The sequence below is a fragment of the Halobacillus andaensis genome, assembly GCF_014636475.1.
Taxonomy (GTDB): Bacteria; Bacillota; Bacilli; order Bacillales; family Halobacillaceae; genus Halobacillus_A; species Halobacillus_A andaensis.
In genome coordinates, this window is sequence record NZ_BMEL01000004.1 from 143316 (window position 1) to 165053 (window position 21738).

Annotated in this window: 19 protein-coding genes; 18 read left to right on the forward strand and 1 reads right to left on the reverse strand. The window is 44.2% G+C overall.

Translation table 11 applies throughout. The features are described from left to right. The first annotated feature begins 2 nt into the window (after window positions 1-2). The 16 genes from IEV27_RS15515 to IEV27_RS15590 all read left to right on the forward strand — a co-directional run bounded on the left by IEV27_RS15515 (window position 3) and on the right by IEV27_RS15590 (window position 18286). On the forward strand, window positions 3-692 hold the full coding sequence (locus IEV27_RS15515; protein ID WP_188378418.1) for a GNAT family N-acetyltransferase: 690 nt from the start codon (window positions 3-5) through the stop codon (window positions 690-692). A gap of 3 nt (window positions 693-695) precedes the next feature. Further along, window positions 696-1052 carry an EamA family transporter gene (locus IEV27_RS15520; RefSeq protein WP_188378419.1) on the forward strand — a complete coding sequence of 119 codons (357 nt, stop codon included), beginning with the start codon at window positions 696-698 and terminating at the stop codon, window positions 1050-1052. Beyond that, window positions 1049-2188: a dTDP-4-amino-4,6-dideoxygalactose transaminase gene (gene rffA / locus IEV27_RS15525; RefSeq protein ID WP_308808341.1), complete on the forward strand. Its 1140-nt coding sequence runs from the start codon at window positions 1049-1051 to the stop codon at window positions 2186-2188. Before IEV27_RS15520 ends, rffA begins: the two co-directional genes overlap by 4 nt. Continuing rightward, complete coding sequence (locus IEV27_RS15530; protein WP_188378421.1) at window positions 2151-3842, forward strand: DUF6044 family protein; 1692 nt, start codon at window positions 2151-2153, stop codon at window positions 3840-3842. Before rffA ends, IEV27_RS15530 begins: the two co-directional genes overlap by 38 nt. A 372-nt stretch (window positions 3843-4214) precedes the next feature. Beyond that, complete coding sequence (locus tag IEV27_RS15535) at window positions 4215-4493, forward strand: YhdT family protein (protein WP_373868111.1); 279 nt, start codon at window positions 4215-4217, stop codon at window positions 4491-4493. Then, on the forward strand, window positions 4490-5959 hold the full coding sequence (gene panF / locus IEV27_RS15540; RefSeq protein ID WP_188378423.1) for a sodium/pantothenate symporter: 1470 nt from the start codon (window positions 4490-4492) through the stop codon (window positions 5957-5959). Before IEV27_RS15535 ends, panF begins: the two co-directional genes overlap by 4 nt. Next, on the forward strand, window positions 5960-7186 hold the full coding sequence (locus tag IEV27_RS15545; protein ID WP_188378424.1) for a M20 family metallopeptidase: 1227 nt from the start codon (window positions 5960-5962) through the stop codon (window positions 7184-7186). After that, window positions 7186-8256, forward strand: coding sequence for a tartrate dehydrogenase (locus IEV27_RS15550; protein ID WP_188378425.1), 1071 nt, complete (start codon window positions 7186-7188; stop codon window positions 8254-8256). Before IEV27_RS15545 ends, IEV27_RS15550 begins: the two co-directional genes overlap by 1 nt. Beyond that, a complete protein-coding gene (locus tag IEV27_RS15555) occupies window positions 8256-9002 on the forward strand; it encodes an SDR family NAD(P)-dependent oxidoreductase (protein WP_188378426.1) in 747 nt (248 codons plus the stop codon). The genes IEV27_RS15550 and IEV27_RS15555 overlap by 1 nt, the downstream gene beginning before the upstream one ends. An 18-nt stretch (window positions 9003-9020) precedes the next feature. Then, on the forward strand, window positions 9021-10463 hold the full coding sequence (locus IEV27_RS15560) for an aldehyde dehydrogenase family protein (protein ID WP_188378427.1): 1443 nt from the start codon (window positions 9021-9023) through the stop codon (window positions 10461-10463). A gap of 148 nt (window positions 10464-10611) precedes the next feature. Further along, window positions 10612-12051, forward strand: coding sequence for a sigma-54 interaction domain-containing protein (locus tag IEV27_RS15565; protein WP_188378428.1), 1440 nt, complete (start codon window positions 10612-10614; stop codon window positions 12049-12051). Between the two features lie 173 nt (window positions 12052-12224). Continuing rightward, a complete protein-coding gene (locus IEV27_RS15570; protein ID WP_188378429.1) occupies window positions 12225-13808 on the forward strand; it encodes a class I adenylate-forming enzyme family protein in 1584 nt (527 codons plus the stop codon). Between the two features lie 17 nt (window positions 13809-13825). Then, window positions 13826-14581: an SDR family NAD(P)-dependent oxidoreductase gene (locus IEV27_RS15575; protein ID WP_188378430.1), complete on the forward strand. Its 756-nt coding sequence runs from the start codon at window positions 13826-13828 to the stop codon at window positions 14579-14581. 15 nt (window positions 14582-14596) lie between these two features. Then, complete coding sequence (locus IEV27_RS15580; protein WP_188378431.1) at window positions 14597-15979, forward strand: short-chain fatty acid transporter; 1383 nt, start codon at window positions 14597-14599, stop codon at window positions 15977-15979. 38 nt (window positions 15980-16017) lie between these two features. Continuing rightward, a complete protein-coding gene (locus tag IEV27_RS15585; protein ID WP_188378432.1) occupies window positions 16018-17064 on the forward strand; it encodes a phosphotransferase family protein in 1047 nt (348 codons plus the stop codon). A 16-nt stretch (window positions 17065-17080) separates the two neighbouring features. Beyond that, window positions 17081-18286, forward strand: a complete 1206-nt coding sequence (locus IEV27_RS15590; RefSeq protein WP_188378433.1) for an acyl-CoA dehydrogenase family protein — start codon at window positions 17081-17083, stop codon at window positions 18284-18286. 186 nt (window positions 18287-18472) lie between these two features. Here IEV27_RS15590 and IEV27_RS15595 read toward each other — a convergent pair whose 3' ends face one another. Then, window positions 18473-19489: a substrate-binding domain-containing protein gene (locus tag IEV27_RS15595; RefSeq protein WP_188378434.1), complete on the reverse strand. Its 1017-nt coding sequence runs from the start codon at window positions 19487-19489 to the stop codon at window positions 18473-18475. A gap of 244 nt (window positions 19490-19733) precedes the next feature. On the opposite strand from IEV27_RS15595, the gene IEV27_RS15600 reads away from it, so the two are divergent. Both IEV27_RS15600 and IEV27_RS15605 read left to right on the forward strand, forming a co-directional pair. Further along, window positions 19734-20825 (forward strand): BtaManbiosPhlase, encoded by a 1092-nt coding sequence (locus IEV27_RS15600; RefSeq protein WP_188378837.1) that lies wholly within the window; start codon window positions 19734-19736, stop codon window positions 20823-20825. Continuing rightward, entirely contained in the window at window positions 20822-21733 is a 912-nt protein-coding gene (locus IEV27_RS15605; RefSeq protein ID WP_188378435.1) for a DUF1861 family protein, read from the forward strand. Before IEV27_RS15600 ends, IEV27_RS15605 begins: the two co-directional genes overlap by 4 nt. Window positions 21734-21738: the final 5 nt, after the last annotated feature.

A 21738-nucleotide genomic window follows, 5' to 3' on the forward strand; every position in this document is an offset into this window, starting at 1 on the left:
AAATGACGTTAGACTATTTACGGCCGACCCCGTGGGATGTAAGGAATTTTCATATTGATACGTTTGAAGTGATGAGCCTGGAAGAAGATGCTCTTAAGCAGACAGAAGAACGAGAAGGACACTACACCATCAAAGTCGATCCTTTTGATAACCCGAAACCGTTGCTGGAGCATGGATTTTATTATGTTGATACTTTAATTGAACCGGTTTGTAAGAAGAAAAAGCTGAACAGGTTCGATCAGGAAGGAACCACGATCTCAACCAAGTATGATCGAGCAAGTATATTAACGATCGCTGAAGAGACTTTTGCTCATGGACGGTTCCACAGAGATTTTAACATTCCAAATGAGCAGGCAGATAAAAGGTACATGAACTGGGTGAGCGACTTAATCGATAAAGAGCAGATTTATGCTCTGAAATTTAATGAAGAAATTGCAGGATTCTACGGTTTTGAAAAAGAGAATGTACTCCTGCTCGGCATGAGTAAGGATTATCGTCATAAAGGACTGGCGAAGTCATTCACGAGTAAAGCGTGCGACAAACATATGACGGAAGCAGGGTTGTCTGAACTCCGCACCTCTATATCAGCAGCCAATGTGGCTTCCTTAAATTTATTTCACGCATTAGGCTTCCGATTAGAAAGCACGAAAGACATCTACCACAAACTAAATCGTCGATCATCAGGCAGGTGACTTATGGGATATGCATATATATTTGGAACCATTTTCTTTACGGTTTATGGCCAATTAATTTTAAAATGGAAAATTGATCAATATGGCGGTCTGCCGGAGCTGTGGAAAGATAAAGTCATTTTTCTCCTGCAGCTGCTGCTCAATCCTTTTATCTTATCAGGTTTCTTATCCGCATTCGTTGCGTCCATTTTTTGGATGGCCGCGATGACAAAGTTTGATATCAGCTACGCTTATCCATTTATGAGTCTCTCTTTCGTGCTTGTTTTTCTACTATCGGTCTTCATGTTTGGGGAACCGATTTCGCTGAAAAAGGTGATGGGAGTCTCGTTCATTGTGATAGGAATTATCGTAATGAGGTGATCCAATTGATTCCATTTAACCGCCCATGTGTGGTTGGAGGAGAAGAAGAATTCATGCAAGAAGCGATCTCCCAAGCTAAGCTGTCTGGAAACGGACCATTTGGTCAAAAGTGTACCGACTGGCTGGAAGATCAGCTAGGGTGTGAACGGGCATTTATGACTCCATCCTGTACGGCGGCACTCGAAATGGCAGCTCTTTTAACAGAAGCAGGGCCGGAGGATGAAGTCATTATGCCTTCCTACACGTTCGTTTCCACTGCTAACGCCTTTGCGTTAAGAGGTGCAGCGATTCGTTTTGTCGATATCGATGAAAAAACGCTCAATATTGATCCAGCGCAAATCAAACAGGCGATAACAGATCGTACAAAAGCGATTGTGGTCGTTCATTATGCGGGAGTCGCCTGCGAGATGGATGAAATTATGCGGCTGGCAGAGGAGCACGACTTGTGGGTGGTTGAAGATGCGGCCCAGGCGTTAACGAGTACGTATAAAGGAAAGCCTTTAGGCGCCATCGGCCACTTAGCTGCGTTCAGCTTCCATGAAACGAAAAATTACACGTGCGGGGAAGGCGGCGCTTTGATTATTAACCATGCCCCTTTGATCGAACGAGCCGAGATGATTCAAGAAAAAGGAACCAATCGAGCTCAATTCTCTCGCGGAATGGTCGATAAATATTCGTGGCGTGATCTTGGGTCTTCCTATGTGATCAGTGAGCTGAATACAGCCTATCTTTACCAGCAATTGAACCACATTGATCAAATTAATGAAGATCGCAAAAAGACTTGGGCTCTGTATGCGAGGGAGCTGCAGCATGTGCTGGCTTTAGACGCCGTCGAAGGCCCCCACATTCCTGACGAAGCAGAGCATAACGCCCACATGTTTTACTTGAAATGCCGGAATCATAAAGAGCGTGCCGAACTCATTGATCATTTAAAAAAGAATGCTATTATGTCTGTGCCTCATTACGTACCCTTACATTCCTCTCATGCGGGGGAAATGTATGGAGTATTTTCAGGCAAAGATCGATATACAACGAGAGATAGTGAACGATTGGTAAGACTGCCGTTATATTATGGAATGTTAGAAGAGGATGTCCGTCATGTCGTTAAGCAAATTCAACTTTTTTATCAAGTATAAATGGAACATTTTAGCGTGTGTTGTTTTAATCTTGTATCTTTTCCCTTACTTTACCTTAGGAGGAGATACACACATTCGAGTCCACGATAACTTAGACTCAAATATTGTATGGTATAAACTGTTGGCGGAAACTGGACAACTCTTTGCAGGGCCTGGGGCTTCTATTCCTAATGTCATTAATGGTCTGCCACGAAGTGCTCTCCCTTCACCGTTCGATGCTGTGACGTGGCTGTATGTATGGTTTGAGCCTTTTACCGCCTATACGATCAGTCAAACGATTATGCGCTTTGCCGCTTTTTTTGGTATGTATTTATTGTTGAGCCGTTTTGTTATTCGTGACTTTCGAGGGTCATGGCTTACGGCAGGCTGTTCCTTAGCCTTTGCTATGCTTCCTTTCTGGCCGTCAGGCGTCCTAACAATTGCAGGATTACCTTTAGCCTTTTATCTATTCTTCACCATCCGGCAGCAGGAAAAAAGAACCCCGTGGTACATTTGGCTCGCGATAGGCTTCATTCCGCTTTTATCTAATTTTATATTAACCTTTATCTTCTTTCTTGGACTTATGGGGGTCTTATGGCTCATTGAATGGGTTGGGAAGAAGCGATTTAACATGCCTTTTTTTATCGCCATCGTAGGGATGACAGCTATTTATCTATTGAAAAATTACATGCTGCTCTACACGATGTTCATTGATTCCACTTTCACATCGCATCGAAAGGAGAATGAGCTCGGCCACAAAGATCTTCAAGGCACACTTGATCTTTTTGTACATAATTTTCTTAATGGCCACACCCATGACATGGCGGTGCACACATCTATTGTATTGCCTGTCCTTATTTTTGGGGTGTTTATTGCCATCGTTCGCGGCGGTTATCCCACCCGGCTGGTTTTACTCTTTGCCGCAACCCCTGTCCTTTCCATGTGGTATGCCCTTTGGTATTGGGAAGGCTTGCGGCCGCTTAAAGATAGCTTAAACTTACTGAATACCTTTAACTTTGCCCGTATTCATTTTTTTGACCCGGTGATCTGGTACGTATGCTTTGCTTTAGCATTAGTCATTCTAGTGAAGCAAGTGAAAGCAGGCTGGCTGATCTCAGCGGCTCTCCTTATCGCTCAGTGCTGGAACGTTTTTCAGTTGAATGAAGAAAATAAATATAGCGAAATCAATACCCCGACATTTAATGAATTTTATTCCACCGAATTATTCGATGAAATCAAGGAATATATCGGCGAGGATCCCTCAACATATCGGGTCATTAGTGTGGCGATGCACCCGACGATCGCGCAATATAACGGGTTTTATACATTGGACACGTACAATAACACCTACCCTCTTGAGTATAAACACCAATTCCGTGACGTAATTGCTGATGAATTGGAGAAAAGTCCTGCATTAGAAAATTACTTTGATACATGGGGAGGCAGAGCCTACACGTACTCCAGTGAACTTGGAAAACATTATATGTTCAAGAAAACGAGCGACCGGTCGATCGAAGAACTTTCTCTTAATACCGAAGCCTTAAAAGAATTAGGCGGGCAGTATGTCTTCTCCGCTCTGCCAATAGAAAACGACGAACAAATAAACCTCCACCACGAGCAAACATTTGAAAATGAAGCCTCCCCCTGGAGGATTTACCTGTATCAGGTACAGTGAAATCGAATTTTAGTACCTATTTGTGTACCATATTTGTGTACCAGGTACAGTGAAGTGAATTTTTGGTACCTGGTACACAACACCCTACTCTCAGTACCAGGTACACAACATTCCATCCTCTGTACCTGGTACCCACAACCATGGTACCCACAACCACAAAACCAACTACCCACAATGTCCAATTCAACTTGCTCTTTTTTTACAGTGTGTCTAGTTTACAATAGAAAGAAGTAATGGTTTGTCTAATGAATGGTAAGAGAATTAATTGTACAATTAATTTAGAATGTTCCGAAAATAGCAGGAACTCCTGTTAATTTCATAGAAAGCATAGGAAAACGAGCATACAAATAAATCGTAAAGGAGATGGACAACGTGCCTCCAAAAGAAGATTATCGTTTTAAAATTGCCAATCGAGAAGCTTTAATAGGCGTAGGGTTAGCTATCCTCAACTTTGTTTGGTGGTTTGCATTTGCCTACGGACTCGGCAGCAGGCCGCCTGAAGAATATAGCTATATCTTCGGGCTTCCTTCGTGGTTTTTTTATAGCTGCATCGGTGGATTTGTCTTGATCGCTGCGCTTGTCACGTTTGTGGTTAAGGTTTTTTTTGTAGAAGTACCGCTGGATGATGAAGGGAAAGGTGATCGCTCATGAACATGGCTGTCATCATTCCATTAGTTGCTTTTCTCGTGATCATTTTTGGCGTTGGGTTTTTGGCGAGCCGCTCATTAACAAGGTCCGATCATGATTTTATGCAGGATTATTTTCTTGGCGGTCGTCAGCTTGGTGGATTTATTTTAGCGATGACGATGATCGCTACATACGGAAGTGCAAGTAGTTTCATTGGCGGTCCGGGTGTCGCTTACAATGAAGGATTTGGCTGGGTACTGCTTGCGATGGCGCAAGTGGCATCTGGGTATTTTGTGCTTATGATTCTCGGAAAAAAGTTTGCGATTATGGCGAGACGATATAATGCCGTCACGCTGACGGATTATTTGAAAGGGCGTTATCAAAGCAAGTGGGTCGTCTTAATTGCCGCCTTTAGTATTATTATCTTCTTATTTTCAGCGATGGCAGCCCAGTGGGTCGGCGGCGCCCGTTTAATTGAATCGCTCACGGGTCTCAATTACACCTCTGCTCTTTTCATCTTTGCATTATCCGTTCTTATTTATGTTGTCATTGGCGGATTTAAGGCTGTTGCTTTAACCGATATGATTCAGGGCGTTGTCATGGTTGGGGGAACGTTAATTTTACTAATCGCTACGATTATTGCGGGCGGCGGGATTTCAAATATTATGGCTGACTTAACAGCTGAGAATCCTTCCCTCATAACACCTTTTGGAGCGAATGAAAGTTTAACGCCTTCTTATGTTTCTTCGTTCTGGATTTTAGTAGGGGTAGCTGTCGTAGGGCTTCCTCAAGTCACCGTTCGTGCCATGTCGTATAAAAGTTCACGCGCGATGCACCGCGCTCTTATTATCGGTACGTTTGTCGTTGGTTTTATTATGTTGAATATGCACTTAATCGGGGTATTTGCCCGCCCGATTCTTCCAGGAATTGAAGTAGGTGATACGGTGATGCCGCTGATCGCACTTGAAGTTCTCCCGCCGTGGGTGGCTGGAATTGTACTCGCCGCTCCGATGGCCGCGATTATGTCGACCGTCGATTCCTTGCTTCTTCTCGTCAGTTCTTCTGTCGTCAAAGATATTTACGTCAATTACGTCAAACCTGATGCTTCGTATAAGAGGATTAAGCGAATGAGCTTTGGCGTTACAGCCGTACTCGGCATTCTCGTGTTTCTCATGGCCCTTAACCCGCCAGATTTATTGATTTGGCTCAACTTGTTTGCGTTTGGCGGCTTAGAGGCGACGTTCATTTGGCCCGTCGTACTGGGGCTGTATTGGAAAACGGGCAATAAATATGGTGCCCTTTCTTCAATGATCGTTGGTATTGGCTCTTACATTATCATCGATGTATTTTACACGTCGCTTTTTGGCTTGCACAGTGTTGTTTTTCCAGTCATTCTATCCTTAATCGCTTATGTAACGATTAGTCTGGCAACGAAGAATCTTGCGTTAAACGCTTATAGTGAACAGCAAAAGCTAGAAGGGAGCATGTAAATGGAAACAAAAATAAATGCCCAGCAAGTGAGAGATCGTGAGGCGGTTATTTCATTAACGCAGCAGCTCGTCAGAATCCCAAGTGTGTACCGGCCGGGTGTTGAAGGTGGTAATGAAGAGAAAGCCGCTCACTTTGTGGCTGATTACTTAAAAGAAAAAGGCATTGAAGTATTTATAGAAGAAGTCGAACCAGGACGTCCAAACGTAATCGGCATCATCGATTCAGGAAAACCAGGGAAGACACTGCTGCTTGAAGGACACACTGATGTTGTAACAGAAGGCGATCACAGTGCGTGGCAATACGGACCGTTTGACGCAGAAATCTTTGACGGCGTCATGTATGGAAGAGGCACCAATGACACGAAAGGAAACTTAGCCTGCATGATCACCGCTGTCGATTCCATTTTACAGGACAACGAGACGTTCAAAGGCAAGATCATTTTGTGCATTCCGTGTGACGAGGAAGGCATGATGATCGGAATTAAGCACTTTATAAAAAATGGATGGGCTGAAGGTGTCGATGGGGCGATCATTTGTGAGCCTGAAGAAAACCAGGTGTGCATCAGCCAGCGCGGGGCAATGAGGCTCGAACTCACGACCTATGGAAAAATGGCGCATGGCGCGATTTCGTGGAGCGGCATCAATCCTAATTTGCGGATGGCCAAAGTGATCGTAGAATTGGAAAAGCTGGAAATGAAAGAACAGGAACGCTTAGGGAAACACCCAACTTTAGGCTGGCCGAGCCTTACGCCAACGATTCTGCGTGCGCCTGTCAAAGGGGATGCGCAAATCAACGTGATTCCTGATCAGTGCATGACGACGCTCGATATTCGTACTGTCCCGGGTCAGGATCATGAGGAGCTCAAACAAGAGATCAGAGATATTTTTACTGAATTAGCTAAGGACGATGAGGACTTCAAAGCCGATTTTAACGTAATTGAAGACCGGCCATGGACAGAAACGGACCGTGAAGAAGCGATTGTTAAATCTGTGGCAAAAGCGGTCAAACACGTCACTCAAAAAGATCCTGTTTATAACGGTGTGCCGGGAGCAACCGACGGTACCTTTCTTCATATCGCAGGGGTGCCGATCGTAACCATAGGAGCGGGAGATCGTGACATTCCCCACCAAATCAATGAATACGTAGAAGTGGACGAATTAGCTGTCACGACACAAATCTATAGACAAGCGTGCTTACATTTTTTAAATGAAGAGGATGATACGTAATGCATAAAATTGCCGTCATTCCTGGAGATGGAATTGGTCCAGAAGTTGTGAATGAAGCCCTTGCCACGTTAGAGCAGCTTGTTGAAAATGATGACTCATTATCCGTAGAATGGGAAGTTTTTGACTGGGGCTCTGAGTATTACTTGAAGCATGGGCGGATGATGCCGGAAGACAGCTTAGACCAATTGAAGGCATTTGATGCCATATTGTTTGGTGCGATCGGAGACGCGCGAGTTCCTGACGATGTAACAATCTGGGAACTCATCATGCCGATCCGGAAAGAATTTCAGCAGTATATTAACTATCGACCGGCAAAGCAGCTCGATGGCATTCAATCCCCGCTTCACAGTAAAAAGGAGATCGATTTTGTCATTATCCGCGAAAATGCAGAAGGGGAATATTCGAACATGGGCGGGCACCTTTATAAAAACACCCATCAAGAAGTGGCCGTTCAAAATACAGTTATGACGCGGGAAGGCTGTGAAAAAGTCGGCCGCTATGCGTTTGATTTTGCCCGAGAAAATAACTACACATCGGTCACGAGTGCGACGAAATCAAATGCGATTGTCCATACGATGGAGCTATGGGACCGCAGTATGACGAACGTTTCACACGACTATTCTGAAATTGCTTTTGATTCAGTTTACATCGATGCGCTGGCTGCTTCGATGGTACAGCAGCCTGAAAAATTCGGTGTTGTTGTCGCCTCCAATTTATTTGGTGACATTCTATCAGACTTAGGTTCAGCCGTCGTAGGCGGGCTTGGGGTTTCTCCTTCAGCGAACATTAATCCAGAAGGCAGCTACCCGTCCATGTTTGAACCGGTTCACGGTTCAGCACCGGATATCGTCGGAAAAGGTATTGCGAACCCGATCGCGCAAATTTGGTCGCTGGCCCTTTTACTCGACCATTTAGGGTACACGAAGCATTCGAACATCATCCTTTCAGCGATAGAAAGCACGGTGCGTGATCAAGTGGTAACGCCCGATCTTGGCGGCAGCTACTCGACAAAAGAAGTCGGACAGGCAATTCGAGACCGAGCGGCTGCTGCATTTCAGGAGGCGGAATAATGGACGTCAAACAAAAAACGATTATTGTCACAGGGGCAAACGGGGGGATGGGGCTTGCGGTCGTTCATCAATTACTGAATGAAGGAGCACAAGTCGTTGGCTGTGACTTAAATCGTGATCAACTAGACAGCATTCAGCATCATCAACTATCCATTTATGAAGGCAACTTACTTGATGAAGATTTTGTCCGGAGAGTGTTTCAGGAAACGAATGATCGCTGCGGCAAAATTGATGGTCTTGTCAACGCCGCAGGCATAGCGCAGCAGGCGGAGCCGATTGAAAATGTGTCCGTAGAAACGTGGGAGAACTTAATGGATATTAATATGAAGCTATTATTTTTAACGTGTAGAGAAGCGGCTAAATATATGAAAGCGAAGCAAAGGGGTTCGATCGTCAACGTCGCTTCCATCTCTGCGGTACGCCCGCGTCCCGGACTGCAAGCCTACGTAGCTTCAAAAGGCGGAGCCGAAAGCTTTTCAAGAGCGCTCGCCATCGAATTGGCCGAGAATAATGTTCGAGTAAACACGGTTCATCCGGGTCCGTGTGATACGACTATGCTCGAGAAGTTTGCCGCAGAAGGTGTAGATATTGAGAAAGCAAAGGATGAAACGTTTAAGAAAAGTGTCCCTTTAGGAAAACTTTTAACTCCAGAAAACATCGCATCATCAATCATTTTCCTATTATCGGATCAAGCGGATATGGTCACTGGTGCCGCCCTGAACGTAGACGGCGGAAGAGGCATTTAGAGGCAGGGAGGGAAACATATGGACGAGCTGTTTATGTACATCGATGGGGAATGGCAAGAGAGTCATTCAGGTGAACGTTTAGACTACGTCAATCCAGCGAATCAACAAGTGATCGGCACCATTCCAAGAGGGAAAGCGGAAGATGTCAATCGAGCAGTTTCAGCCGCTAAAGCTTCTTTTAAAGCGGACGAATGGAGAAAAATTAAACCTCATGAAAGAGGATATATTTTATCAGAAATGGCACACAAGATAAGAAAAAATAAAGAGGAGTTGGCTCGCCTCGAAACGATGGACGTAGGTAAGCCGTTGTCTCAAGCACATGCGGATGTAGAGGCAGCGGCCCGTTATTTTGAATTTTACGCGGGAGCAGCCGACAAGTTGATGGGCGAAACGATTCCTATCGAAGACGGCGTGATCGATTTCACCGTCAGAGAACCAATCGGGGTCACCGCCCATATTATCCCGTGGAACTACCCGATTCAAATTACATCAAGAAGTACAGCCGCCGCAATTGCCACAGGCAACACGGTCGTCGTTAAAACCGCTGAACAAACCTCATTAACCGCAATGAAACTCGCAGAGTATTTTCACGAAACAGCCTTGCCAAAAGGTGTGTTTAATGTAGTCACAGGCCTCGGTCAGGAAGCCGGCGCTCGACTCGCCAATCACCCGGACGTCAACCACATTACATTTACCGGCTCTGTGCCCACAGGAATTAAAATAATGAAAGCAGCAGCGGATCACGTCGTTCCCGTCACACTGGAGCTGGGAGGTAAATCTCCCAATCTCGTTTTCTCTGATTGTGATGAGCAGAAAGCCTTAAATGGTGTCATACGAGCCATTATTCAAAACGCCGGCCAAACGTGCTCAGCTGGTTCGAGACTATTAATTGAAGATTCCTACAAAAAAAGATTTCTCTCCTTATTAAAAGCTAGATTTGAGGAACTCACGGTCGGATCAGGTGAAAAAGATTCTGATATCGGCCCTATCCTGTCTAAAGAGCAATATGAGAAGATCGTTTCATACATTGAGCAAGGTAGAGAACAAGGTGAAATTATTACGGGAGGCGAACGCGTGCAAGTCAAAGGTTGTGAAGAAGGCTACTATCTGCAGCCGACCATCATCGATCAGCTGCCCCACGACAGCACGGTCGCTCAAGAAGAAATCTTCGGCCCCGTGTTAGCTGTCTTCTCTTTTCAAACGGAAAAAGAAGCATTGCAGTTAGCCAACGGAACTGACTATGGGTTAGTGACCGGCATATGGACATCAGACATCGGCAAAGCCCACCGTCTCGCTGATGAAATTCGATCGGGCCAAGTTTTTGTAAATAACTATGGAGCTGGAGGCGGCATACAAATGCCATTTGGCGGTTATAAACGAAGTGGATTCGGCAGGGAGAAAGGGTTTGTGGCATTGAAGAACTATACCCAGCTGAAAAATGTAGCGATTAAGTATCGATGAAGTCGAAGCGGTACCTGGTACCCAGAGAAAAAAGAAAAATAACTCGGCGTCCCGGCCGATTTTGTATTTAGTCATTTTTTTACAGATTACTTTGACACTTTATACAGCTGTCTAATAATGGAAGTACGAACGGAGTAGGAGGCGAAATATGAAACAATCGCTAGAGCCAAATGAACAAGAAGTTAAGCATTCTTTACCCCAGAACCTGCATTTACTTGATTCTATCATTCAGTCCAGTTACGACGGAATTTTTGTAGCGGATGCTTCAGGAATCGGTTGGACAATGAATGATGCGTATACTCGAATAACAGGCGTCCCTAAACATAAACTTCTGCACCGTAATCTAAAAGAGGCGATCGAGGAGGGGATTATCTCTGATTCGGTGACTTATAAAGTTTTGGAAGAAGAGAAAGCGGTTACAATTGTGCAGAATGTAAATGGAGTCGAAGTGCTGGCGACGGGGAGCCCTGTAAAAGGGGAGGATGGGAAAATCTCGCATGTGGTCACGAATATTAGGAATCTGCGAGATTTGAATTATTTAAAGTTCGAGCTCCACTCGTCTGAAGAAACGATGGAATGGGCAGTGAAGGAAACGAAGCTGCCGTTACGGCAGGAGTCGAACCTCCCTCCTAAAGGGGTGGCTGCTAAAAGTAAAAAGATGAGGGAAGCTTTTAGAGTAGCTGAGAAGGTGGCGAAGGTGAATTCGACCGTTCTTCTCACAGGAGAGACGGGTGTGGGTAAAGAGATTATCGCTAACTTCATTCATCAACACAGTCCGCATTCGACCCGCGAATTTATTAAAGTCAACTGTGGCGCCATTCCTTCTACATTATTGGAAGCTGAATTATTTGGTTATGAAAAAGGTTCGTTTACTGGAGCGGTGGCGAACGGAAAGGTAGGGCTTTTTGAAAAAGCCAACGGAGGGACGATTCTATTAGATGAAATTGGGGAGATTCCTCAAGAATTTCAAGTGAAGCTGCTTCGTGTGCTTCAAGAGAAAGAGATTCGAAGGGTCGGAGGCACCCAGCAAATTCCGCTGCAACTCCGCGTGATCGCTGCCACCAATCAAAATTTAAAGCAGCTCGTGGATAAAGGGAAATTTCGCGAGGATTTGTATTATCGTTTAAACGTGATCCCCATATCGATTGCTCCATTGCGAGAGCGTCGAGAGGATATTACGCCAATTGCATTTTTTTATCTACGCCAATTAAATGAAACTTATCACTTCAACAAAACACTGCATCCTGACACGCTGCCAATTTTGGAACAGTATGATTGGCCAGGGAACATTAGGGAGCTGGAAAATGTGCTGGAACGGGCCGCCGTGATTTCGGAGCATGAAGAGATCCAGCCTGCTGACTTATCGATTACGACTCAGGAAGAAGAGTCTTCCAAATGGAAGCAGCGAAACTTAAAACAAAAAGTCATTCGTTATGAAATGGCACTCATTAAAGAAGCCTTAGCAGAACATAAAACGACTAGAAAAGCAGCTGAAGTGCTCGGGATCAGCCAATCTTCTCTAGTGAAAAAGTTGAACAAGTATCCAATAAATGAACAGGAATACGTCCATGAAGAGGGGCATCTATAGGCCTCTCTTTTTTGATTCGTTCATTCCTTTGTTGATTCTTTTTTGAATCGCATGAGTAGACTCCCTTTTACATAAATACTGAATTTTCACAATTATTCAAAATAAAAAAGTTGGCACAATTCTTGCTTGTATAAGAGTGAAGGTATTTTTAAAAAAGGGGGAGGATTGTCCTCATGAAAAAAGAACGGATTCATGATCGGGAAGTTTACGCATATGATACGCGCCCTGCTAGCGTGTGGGAACTTTTTGAGCAAACAGTACACAATCATCCGTCAAGAGAAGCGGTTGTCTATGAGGGCAAACGCATCACGTATGAAGAATTGATGAAGCAAGTGAAAAAAATAAGTGCTTATTTGCGTTATGAATGTTCGTTAGAAAAGGGAGATCGACTGGCTTTACTCGTCGGAAACCGGGCTGAATTTATTCAAATGTTTCTCGCGTGTACAAGCTTAGGCATCATTGTTGTACCTTTGAATTTACGTTCATCTGTTCAAGAGTTAATCAACATGATGGACCAGGCTGAAGCCCGAGTGCTTTTCGTTGAAGAAGGATTTGATGAGGTCGTTAAGAAGTGGAAAGAAAAACACCCTGAATCTTTAGTGATTGGGACGAAAGATGTGGATAAGGGATTATTGTATGACCAATTTGAATCTTTGCTGCATCACGCTTTTCCTGAAGCTGATTACCCCAATCTGCAAGAGGAAGATCCTCTTTATATTATGTACACATCTGGTACGACTGGACTTCCGAAAGGAGCGATTGGAAGTCATGTGAACATCATCCATAGTGCGCTTCATTATAAAGAGGTGTTTCAAGCGAAGGAACCCGTGCGAACGTTAATCGCTGTGCCGTTGTTTCACGTCACGGGCTTAATTGGGCAATTATTTTATATGCTGCTCGTCGGTGGAACGAACGTTTTAATGAAACGTTATCAGACAGGGAAATTCATTGAACTGATAGAAAAGGAAGAGATCACGTTTTTATTTAATGTCCCAACGATTTACATTATGATGTTGAGCCATCATACATTTAAGCCTGAAAATATGCGTTCCCTGGATATTGCTGCCTTCGGAGGGGCGCCAATGTCACAGGAAACCATAGAGTCTTTAATGAAAGCGCTTCCTTTTATTCGTCTTCACAATGCTTATGGTGCTACGGAAACATCTTCTCCAGCTACCATCACTCCTAAAATTGAAGGGTTTTCTCGAATTGCTTCGATCGGACAGCCCGTTCCTGCAGGAGAGATTAAAGTAGTGGATGAGGATGGCATGGAAGTGCAGCCGGGAGAAGTCGGGGAGTTATTCATTAGAGGGCCGATGATCGTGCCTGGATATTGGAAGAACGATGAAGCGAATTTAAGTTCTTTTGTAGACGGGTATTGGAAATCTGGAGATATGGCGATGGTAGACGAAGAAAATTTCGTCTATTTAATGGATCGTAAGAAGAACATTATTAATCGAGGCGGAGAAAAAGTGTTTTCTGCTGAAGTGGAGAATGTGTTATATGGTCATAAGGATGTGTTAGAAGCAGCGATTGTCGGGGTTCCTGACGAAATTTTTGGAGAAGAAGTGAAAGCTTTTATCGTGCCAAAAGAAGGGAGCAGCCCGACAGAGGATGACATCCAGCAGTTTATGAAAGAGCGGGTCGCCGATTATAAAGTACCGAAACAAGTGGTTTTCATTGACCATCTCCCACGAAATCCTGGAGGAAAAATACTAAAACAGCGTCTAGCTGATGTACAAAACAATCATTCATGAAAGGCAGGGGATGAAAGATGTTTCAACTAGAAGGAAAAGTTGCGATGATTACGGGAGGAAGTAAAGGAATTGGATTAGGAATGGCCCATTGTCTCGGTCGAATGGGGGCGAAGTTGGCCATCTCCAGCCGCGGGTTGGACGACTTGGAGCATGCGAAAAAAGAGTTATCCAATGAAGGATATGATGTGATGGCTACATCTGTGGATGTCACGAATAAAGAGAGTGTGAACGCATGGGTCGATGAAGTGATTGGGCACTTTGGCGAAGTCCACATCCTCGTGAACAACGCTGGCACGAATATTCGAAAACCATTGATAGAAGTGGAAGAAGAGGACTGGGATCGTGTCCTCGATACGAATCTAAAAGGCGTCTTTCTCGTGGGTCAAGCGGTCGCAAAACAATTAATTAATCAGGGGAAAGGCGGGCGCATCATTAACATTTCATCTATTTTTGGAGGTGTAGGAAGCAGCTTTCAAACGAGTTACGCGTCAAGTAAAGGAGGCATTAATCAACTAACGAAAGTATGGGCGCATGAATTGGCGGATAAAAACATCAACGTCAACGCCCTTGCACCTGGGTACATAAAAACCCCGATGACAGCCGGGTGGCTCGATGACAAAGAACGCTACAACCAAATTATTAATCAAACGATGGTCAAACGAGTGGGTGAATTACAAGATTTAGAAGGCCCTCTCCTCTTGCTTGCCTCAGATGCATCGAATTATATGACAGGCCAAACGATTTATGTTGACGGAGGATGGACTGCACAATAAAAAGGGGGATAAGGAATGGAACCGACTGCGAAAAAAATGGATTGGGAAGAGAAGCCACAATCGAACAACCTCGTTTCAAAGCTAGCGATGTTTTTCGCGAAAATAGCAGAAAAATATTTGCCTGACGCCTTTGTATTTGCTGTGCTTTTAACGATTGTCGCCTTTCTTAGCGGGGTATTTATTACTGAAAGCTCTCCATTTGATATGGTGCTACACTGGGGGGATGGATTTTGGGGATTGCTTGAATTTACGGCCCAGATCATTACAACGTTTGTGATGAGTTATGCACTTGCTTTAACAAAGCCGGTATCTAACCTGCTTGAGAAAGCGGCGAGTTTGTGTAAAACTCCGAAATCAGCCATATTAGTTGTAACCTTTTCCTCACTCGTTGCCTCACTCATCAGCTGGGGACTTGGCCTCGTCGTCGCTGGGATTATGGCTCGACTTGTCGGAAGAAAAGTGACGACCGTTGATTATCGTGTATTAGTTGCGGCTGGCTATTCAGGCTTCGTCATTTGGGAGGGTGGATTATCCTCCTCACCTTCACTTTTTGTAGCAACAGAAGGTCATAACTTTCAGGACATGGTCGGGCTTATTCCGACGTCTGATACGTTGTTCTCGATCACTAATATCATATTGGTTATTGTCATTTTTACAACTTTACCTTTTGTTATGATGCTTATTCACCCGAAGCGCCCCGAAGATCGAATGACAATCGATAAAGAAATGTTAAAAGAAACAAAGATCACCCATGACCAGGTAAAAACGAAAGACTTACAACCAAACGAAAAATTAGATAACAGCCGATTAATCGTATTAGCGGGTGGTCTGCTAGGATTAACGTATCTCATCGCACAATTTTCGATGAATGGGTTTTCCTTAGACTTAAATATCGTAAACCTTATGTTTTTAACCGCTGCGTTACTGTTGTATAGCAACGTACGCGAATTAGGGAATGGCATTAAAGCAGCTTCCGGAAGTGTAGGACAGTTCGCGCTTCAATATCCTTTTTATGCAGGAATTATGGGAATGATCAGCGCATCTGGATTGGCGATATGGCTATCGACAAACATTGCCAGTGTAGCGAATGAGCAAACCCTACCTTTCTTTGCCTTTTTATCCTCAGGGTTACTGAACATGTTCATCCCTTCAGGAGGAGGTCAATGGGCGGTTCAAGCTCCAATCATGCTGCCAACAGCGATGGATATGGGCGTCGATCCTGCAAAAATTGTTACGGCTGTAGCATGGGGGGATGCGTGGACAAATATGATTCAGCCATTTTGGGCGGTACCAATGCTTGCGATTGCCGGGCTGCGTATTCGTGACATGATGGGCTTTGCTACCATTACCTTATTGTATACAGGCGTCATCATAACGATCGTGCTGCTTATTTTTTAACAAAATAAAGAAAGCGTTTACAAAAAAGGAGGGATTAGATGGCTGAGCTTACGAAACAAGATCGTGAAGAAATTAATTGGGATGGGGTGAAGCGGCTGTTGGAGAGGCAAATACCCGAGGCAAAAGGAGAACTGAAGGTGCGACGCTTTTCAGCCGGATATTCTAACATTACGTATTCTATTGAAGTAGGAGATTGGAAGGGCGTCCTGCGCCGACCGCCATTTGGAGAAATTCCGCCACGGGCACATGACATGGAACGAGAGTTTAAGATCCTGGAAAAAATTCATCCCGTTTTTCCTCTAGCTCCTAAGCCGTATGTATATAGTGAGAATCCTTCATTAATGGATAAACACTTTTATGTCATGGAACTTAAAGATGGCGTCGTCATTGATGATCAGCTGCCAGCGCATTATGAAGATATAGAAGGAATACGTAAAATTGTCTCTGAAGCCGTGGTCGATTCTCTCGTCAAACTTCATTCGATTGATATTTACGAGCACCAATTAGACGATTTAGGAAAGCCAGATGGGTTTTTAGAGCGGCAAGTGAAGGGGTGGATCAAACGATACAACCGAGCGAAAACACATGATTACGTCGGGGTAGAAGAAGTGGAAACATGGCTGCTGCAGCAGCTTCCAGAGTCTCCATTTCCTACGCTTGTGCACAATGATTTCAAACTGAATAATATGATGTTTTCAAAAGAGCAGCCAGGTGAAGTGACGGGCGTTTTTGATTGGGAACTGAGTACCATTGGCGATCCATTGACCGATGTAGGAGCGGCACTCGCCTATTGGACTGAACCAGAAGACCCTGACACCGGTTTAACAGCAGTGACTAAAGAAGAAGGATTCCTTACTCGTAAGCAAATGCTTGAGTTATATGCCGAAAGAAGCGGGAGAGATGTGAGTCAAATTAATTTCTACCTCGTGTTTTCTTTTTATAAAATCGCCAGTATCCTTCAGCAGATTTATGCACGATGGAGCAGCGGTGAGCTTCAAGACGACCGCTTTGCAAACTTAGACCAAGGCATTAGTAACTTAATGAAAAAAGCAGAAGAAGCCAGACGTCACCCTATTTATACTTAAAATGGAGGAATAGCCTATGTTAACAACCTTATCACCTAAAATCCAAGACGTTCAGGAAAAACTCATTTCTTTTATGGAAGAAGAAGTGTACCAGAATGAGAAACTGTATGAACAGCAATTAAACGAAGCCGACTCACGCTGGACCATCCCGCCGATCATTGAAGAATTAAAGGCGAAAGCGAAACGAGAAGGGTTATGGAATTTATTTATAGGAGAAGAGGGTTATGAAACACAGCTGTCAAACTATGAATACGCTCATCTCTGTGAAATTATGGGTCGATCCTTAATCGGCCCTGAGGTGTTTAACTGTAATGCTCCCGATACTGGCAATATGGAAGTACTCATGAAATTCGGTACAGATGAGCAGAAAAGAAGATGGCTGACTCCACTGCTGGAGGGTAAAATACGTTCTTGTTTTACCATGACGGAACCTGATGTCGCTTCATCTGATGCAACCAACATTCAAAGTTACATCAAGCGTGAAGGGGATGAATATGTCATTAATGCGAAAAAGTGGTGGTCCTCCGGAGCCATGGATCCAAGATGTGAGATTGCGATATTCATGGGAAAAACAGATCCAGATGGTCCTCGTCACCGCCAGCAATCGATGATCCTTGTGCCGATGGACACGCCAGGGGTGGAAGTGAAGCGTCATCTGCCGGTCTTTGGTTATGATCACGCGCCCCACGGCCACGCAGAAGTTCATTTTACAGACGTTCGTGTACCTGTAGAAAACCTTTTATATGAAGAAGGAGCAGGGTTTGAAATTGCGCAGTCCCGATTAGGACCAGGGCGCATCCATCACTGTATGCGAGCGATTGGAGCAGCAGAACGGGCATTGGAACTTATGAATGAGCGAGCGATGCGAAGAGAAACATTTGGTTCTTCTCTCGCTGAAAAAGGAGTCATTCGCGAACATATCGCTGAATCCCGAATTGAAATTGACCAAGCCCGCCTGCTGACCCTCCATGCAGCGCAGAAAATGGATGAACACGGGGCAAAAGCAGCGAGAAAAGAAATCGCAATGATAAAAATCGCAGCTCCGCGCGTATCCCTTAACGTCATCGATCGCGCCATTCAAGTATTTGGAGGGGCAGGGGTTTCGGAAGACTTCCCACTTGCCGCGCACTGGGCCAACGCCCGAACACTCCGAATCGTCGACGGACCAGACCAAGTCCACCTGCGCGATATTGGCAGACTAGAATTGAAAAAATATCAATAGATTTCTATACACTCATCAAAAAATCGCCCTAAAGAGATTTCCACTCGATAGGGCGATTTTTGATTTTTTGATAGATTCTTGGTACCAGGTACACAAAAAGCGACTCTCGGTACCTGGTACACTATAAATGGTAAACAACAAAAGCGCTTTGCCGTTCATTTCTGCAAAGCGCTATTCTGTGTGCTTTTATTTCTTTTTCTTTGTTGAGTCCCTTTTAATGAGTGTCGCAGGTAATAAAATCTCCTGATAAGGTTGTTCAGGATTCTCCATTCTCCAAAACAGCTTCTCTATGGCATTTTGACCAAAAGCCCTAAAGCTAATATCCATCGTCGTAATCGATGGAGTGGATAGTTGAGACAGCTGGCCGTTATCAAAACTGCAGACAGAGGCGTCACTTGGTACTTGAATCCCGTGTTGCTGTAAGCCTGATGTAATGAGATAGCCCAGCCCGTCATTGACGCAGAACCAGGCGGACGGCTGTTTTGATAGTTCACCGATAAAATGATTCAGGACGTTACTTTCTTCTGGTGCATCGGTTAGTAAATATTCTTGAGTCGGTTCAATTCCGTAATCCTTAAGAGCAAGCAAAAATCCTTCAAGGCGTTCCTGATAACTTGGAGAAAAACTTGTATCTCCAACAAATGCTATGTTTTTATGGCCGAGCTCAATTAAGTGTTGGACGGCGGTGTAGGCGCCAAAGCGATTGTTCGTCAGAATGGCGTCAGCGTGAATGCTGGGGTGGTGATGATCAATTAAAACGGTTGGGATTCCTGTATCGAGAACCTTTTGAATGTATTCGTTGCTAATGTGAGAAAGAATCAAAACGCCGTCCACTTCTTTATTTTCAATAAAAGAAGGAAGGGTAAGGGATTCTTTTGACTGTTTATTTATGGATTGAATGAGCAGGTTTTTATTTCGTTTATTGACTTCTTCTTCTATTGTTAAGTAAATTTCTCCAAAAAAGCTTTTCATGGAAAAAGCGAAGTCGGACGCAATGAGGGCAATGTTCCCGCTTTGAACTTGATTATAACTGCGAGTAGTTACGGAGCGGTTATATTTATATCCAAGTTCTTTGGCTACTTGATGGACAAGTTTTCTAAGTTCGTCACTTACCCCTGGCTTTCCAGTTAACGCTTGGGAAACCGAGTTTTTTGATATATTGAGCTGGTCGGCAATGTCTTGCATTGTCACTTTTTTTGCCATGAAGGAAACAACCTCTCTCTTAAAACATTTTGTAACGTTACTTTATAATATACTGTATTGTTGATTTAATTACAATTAATTCCTTAAGTCAAGTAAATCACGGATTGCATATTGACATTACAAAATCAAAATGTATAATCATTTGTAAGGTTACTAAACAAAATAGTAAAGGGATAATAATTTTGTAATGTAATGACGAGTTATTTTGAAAAGGCTTACAAAACGGATGGAGGAATGAAGGTTGATGAATGTGACACGGCTAGAACGCAACCCGTTAATTACACCGGCAGACGTCACTCCTTATCACGATGATCATGAAGTGATAGGAGTGTTTAACGCAGGGGTGGCGGAGTATGAAGGGGAAACACTTCTCTTATTAAGAGTAGCAGAACGTCCAATTACGAACAATCCTGCAATTGTAAAAGCGCCAATTATTGATTTTAGTGAAGGAGAAGGGAAGCTTCATCTTATTGAGATTCATGAAGATGACTCAACCTATGATTTCTCCGATCCGCGTACGATTCGCTATCAGGATAAGGATTCGACAGCTTACTTAACATCGCTTTCGTATATCCGGTTGGCAAGAAGTGCAGATGGTGAAGATTTCACTGTTGATGAGGAACCGTTTATATATCCTGAAACGAAACATGAGGCATGGGGCGTTGAAGATCCGCGAGTGACTCAGATCGACGATACATATTACATCCAGTACAGTGCGGTCTCAGAAGTAGGCGTAGGAGTCGGGCTGATCTCAACGAAGGATTTTGTATCATATGAACGTCACGGATTGATGCTTCATCCTGAAAACAAAGATGTAGCGATTTTTCCTGAAAAAATTAACGGGAAATATTATACGCTGCATCGACCGGTCCCTAAGGGTATTGGGCGTCCGGAAATTTGGATCGCAGAGTCTGACAACCTTATTCATTGGGGAAACCACCAGCACCTTTTAGGCTTAAGTGAAGATGGATGGGACAGTGGTCGAATTGGCGGAGGCGCCATTCCTTTTAAAACGGAAGAAGGCTGGATTGAAATTTATCATGCGGCCGATAAAAATGACCGTTACTGTTTAGGCGCTGTCCTGCTAGATCTTGAAAACCCAGCAAAGGTACTGGCGAAAACAAATGAGCCTCTTTTAGTTCCAGAGGCTGATTATGAAGTGAGTGGATTTTTTAGTCAAGTTGTTTTCAGTTGTGGTGTAACGTTACAAAATCGTGACATCAGGGTGTATTACGGAGTGGCTGACACGTCGATGGCCGCAGCGGATATGAGTGTAGATGATATTTTAGCGCAGCTTACCTATATGAAGGTTCCTGAAGGTGGGACGATTGAATGACGTATACCGTTGATCGATTGCTAGATGCGTACGATCGCCAGGAAGGTGCAAAACAAGCGGAAAAGCTAGAGTTTACCGGCGTGGGGGAGAGAGATGTTTACAATATCACAGCTCCTTTTACCGATGAAGGGGAAGCGGTCATCGCCGGACGAGTGGAAGGCCGAGATACCGAGTATTCTGATGTTTACTTTTTTGTAAAAAGAAACGGAAAATGGGAGCCTCGATCGGACGCGCCAACCTTTGAACTGCAGGATCCATTTGTTGCTCGAATCCATGGCCAGCTCGTTTTTGGCGGGGTAAAAGTTACACCTGATCCAGACGATGCGAGGAGGTTAACGTGGAAAACGGTGTTCTATAAAGGAGAGAGCGTTCGAAAGCTGAAGTTTTTCGCCGCGGGACCTGAAGGCATGAAGGATATTCGTTTACTGGAGTTACAGGACGAAACGATTGGTGTTTTTACCCGTCCACAGGGTGAAAAAGGCGGCCGTGGGAAAATAGGATTTACGAGAATTAATTCGTTATTTGACCTTACTTCAGAAAAAATAGAGAGAGCTCCACTTATTGAATCTCATTTTATCGAGGAAGAGTGGGGAGGAGCGAATGAGCTTTACCTGCTGGCAAATGGAGAGATCGGAGTGCTTGGGCATATCGCTCAGTTTGATGAGGAAGGGAACCGCCATTATTATCCAATTGCGTGTACCTATGATAGGAACACCAATCGATTTACAAAGATGAAGATTATTGCGACGCGGCGTGATTTTCCTAAAGGAGAAGCGAAACGTCCAGATCTTACGGATGTTTTATTTAGTGGAGGATTAATATTTTTAGCCAATGGAGATGCCGAACTTTATGTCGGGGTGAGTGATGCTGAAGCTCATAGGGCGACTGTGCCAAATCCATTTATTTAATAGTG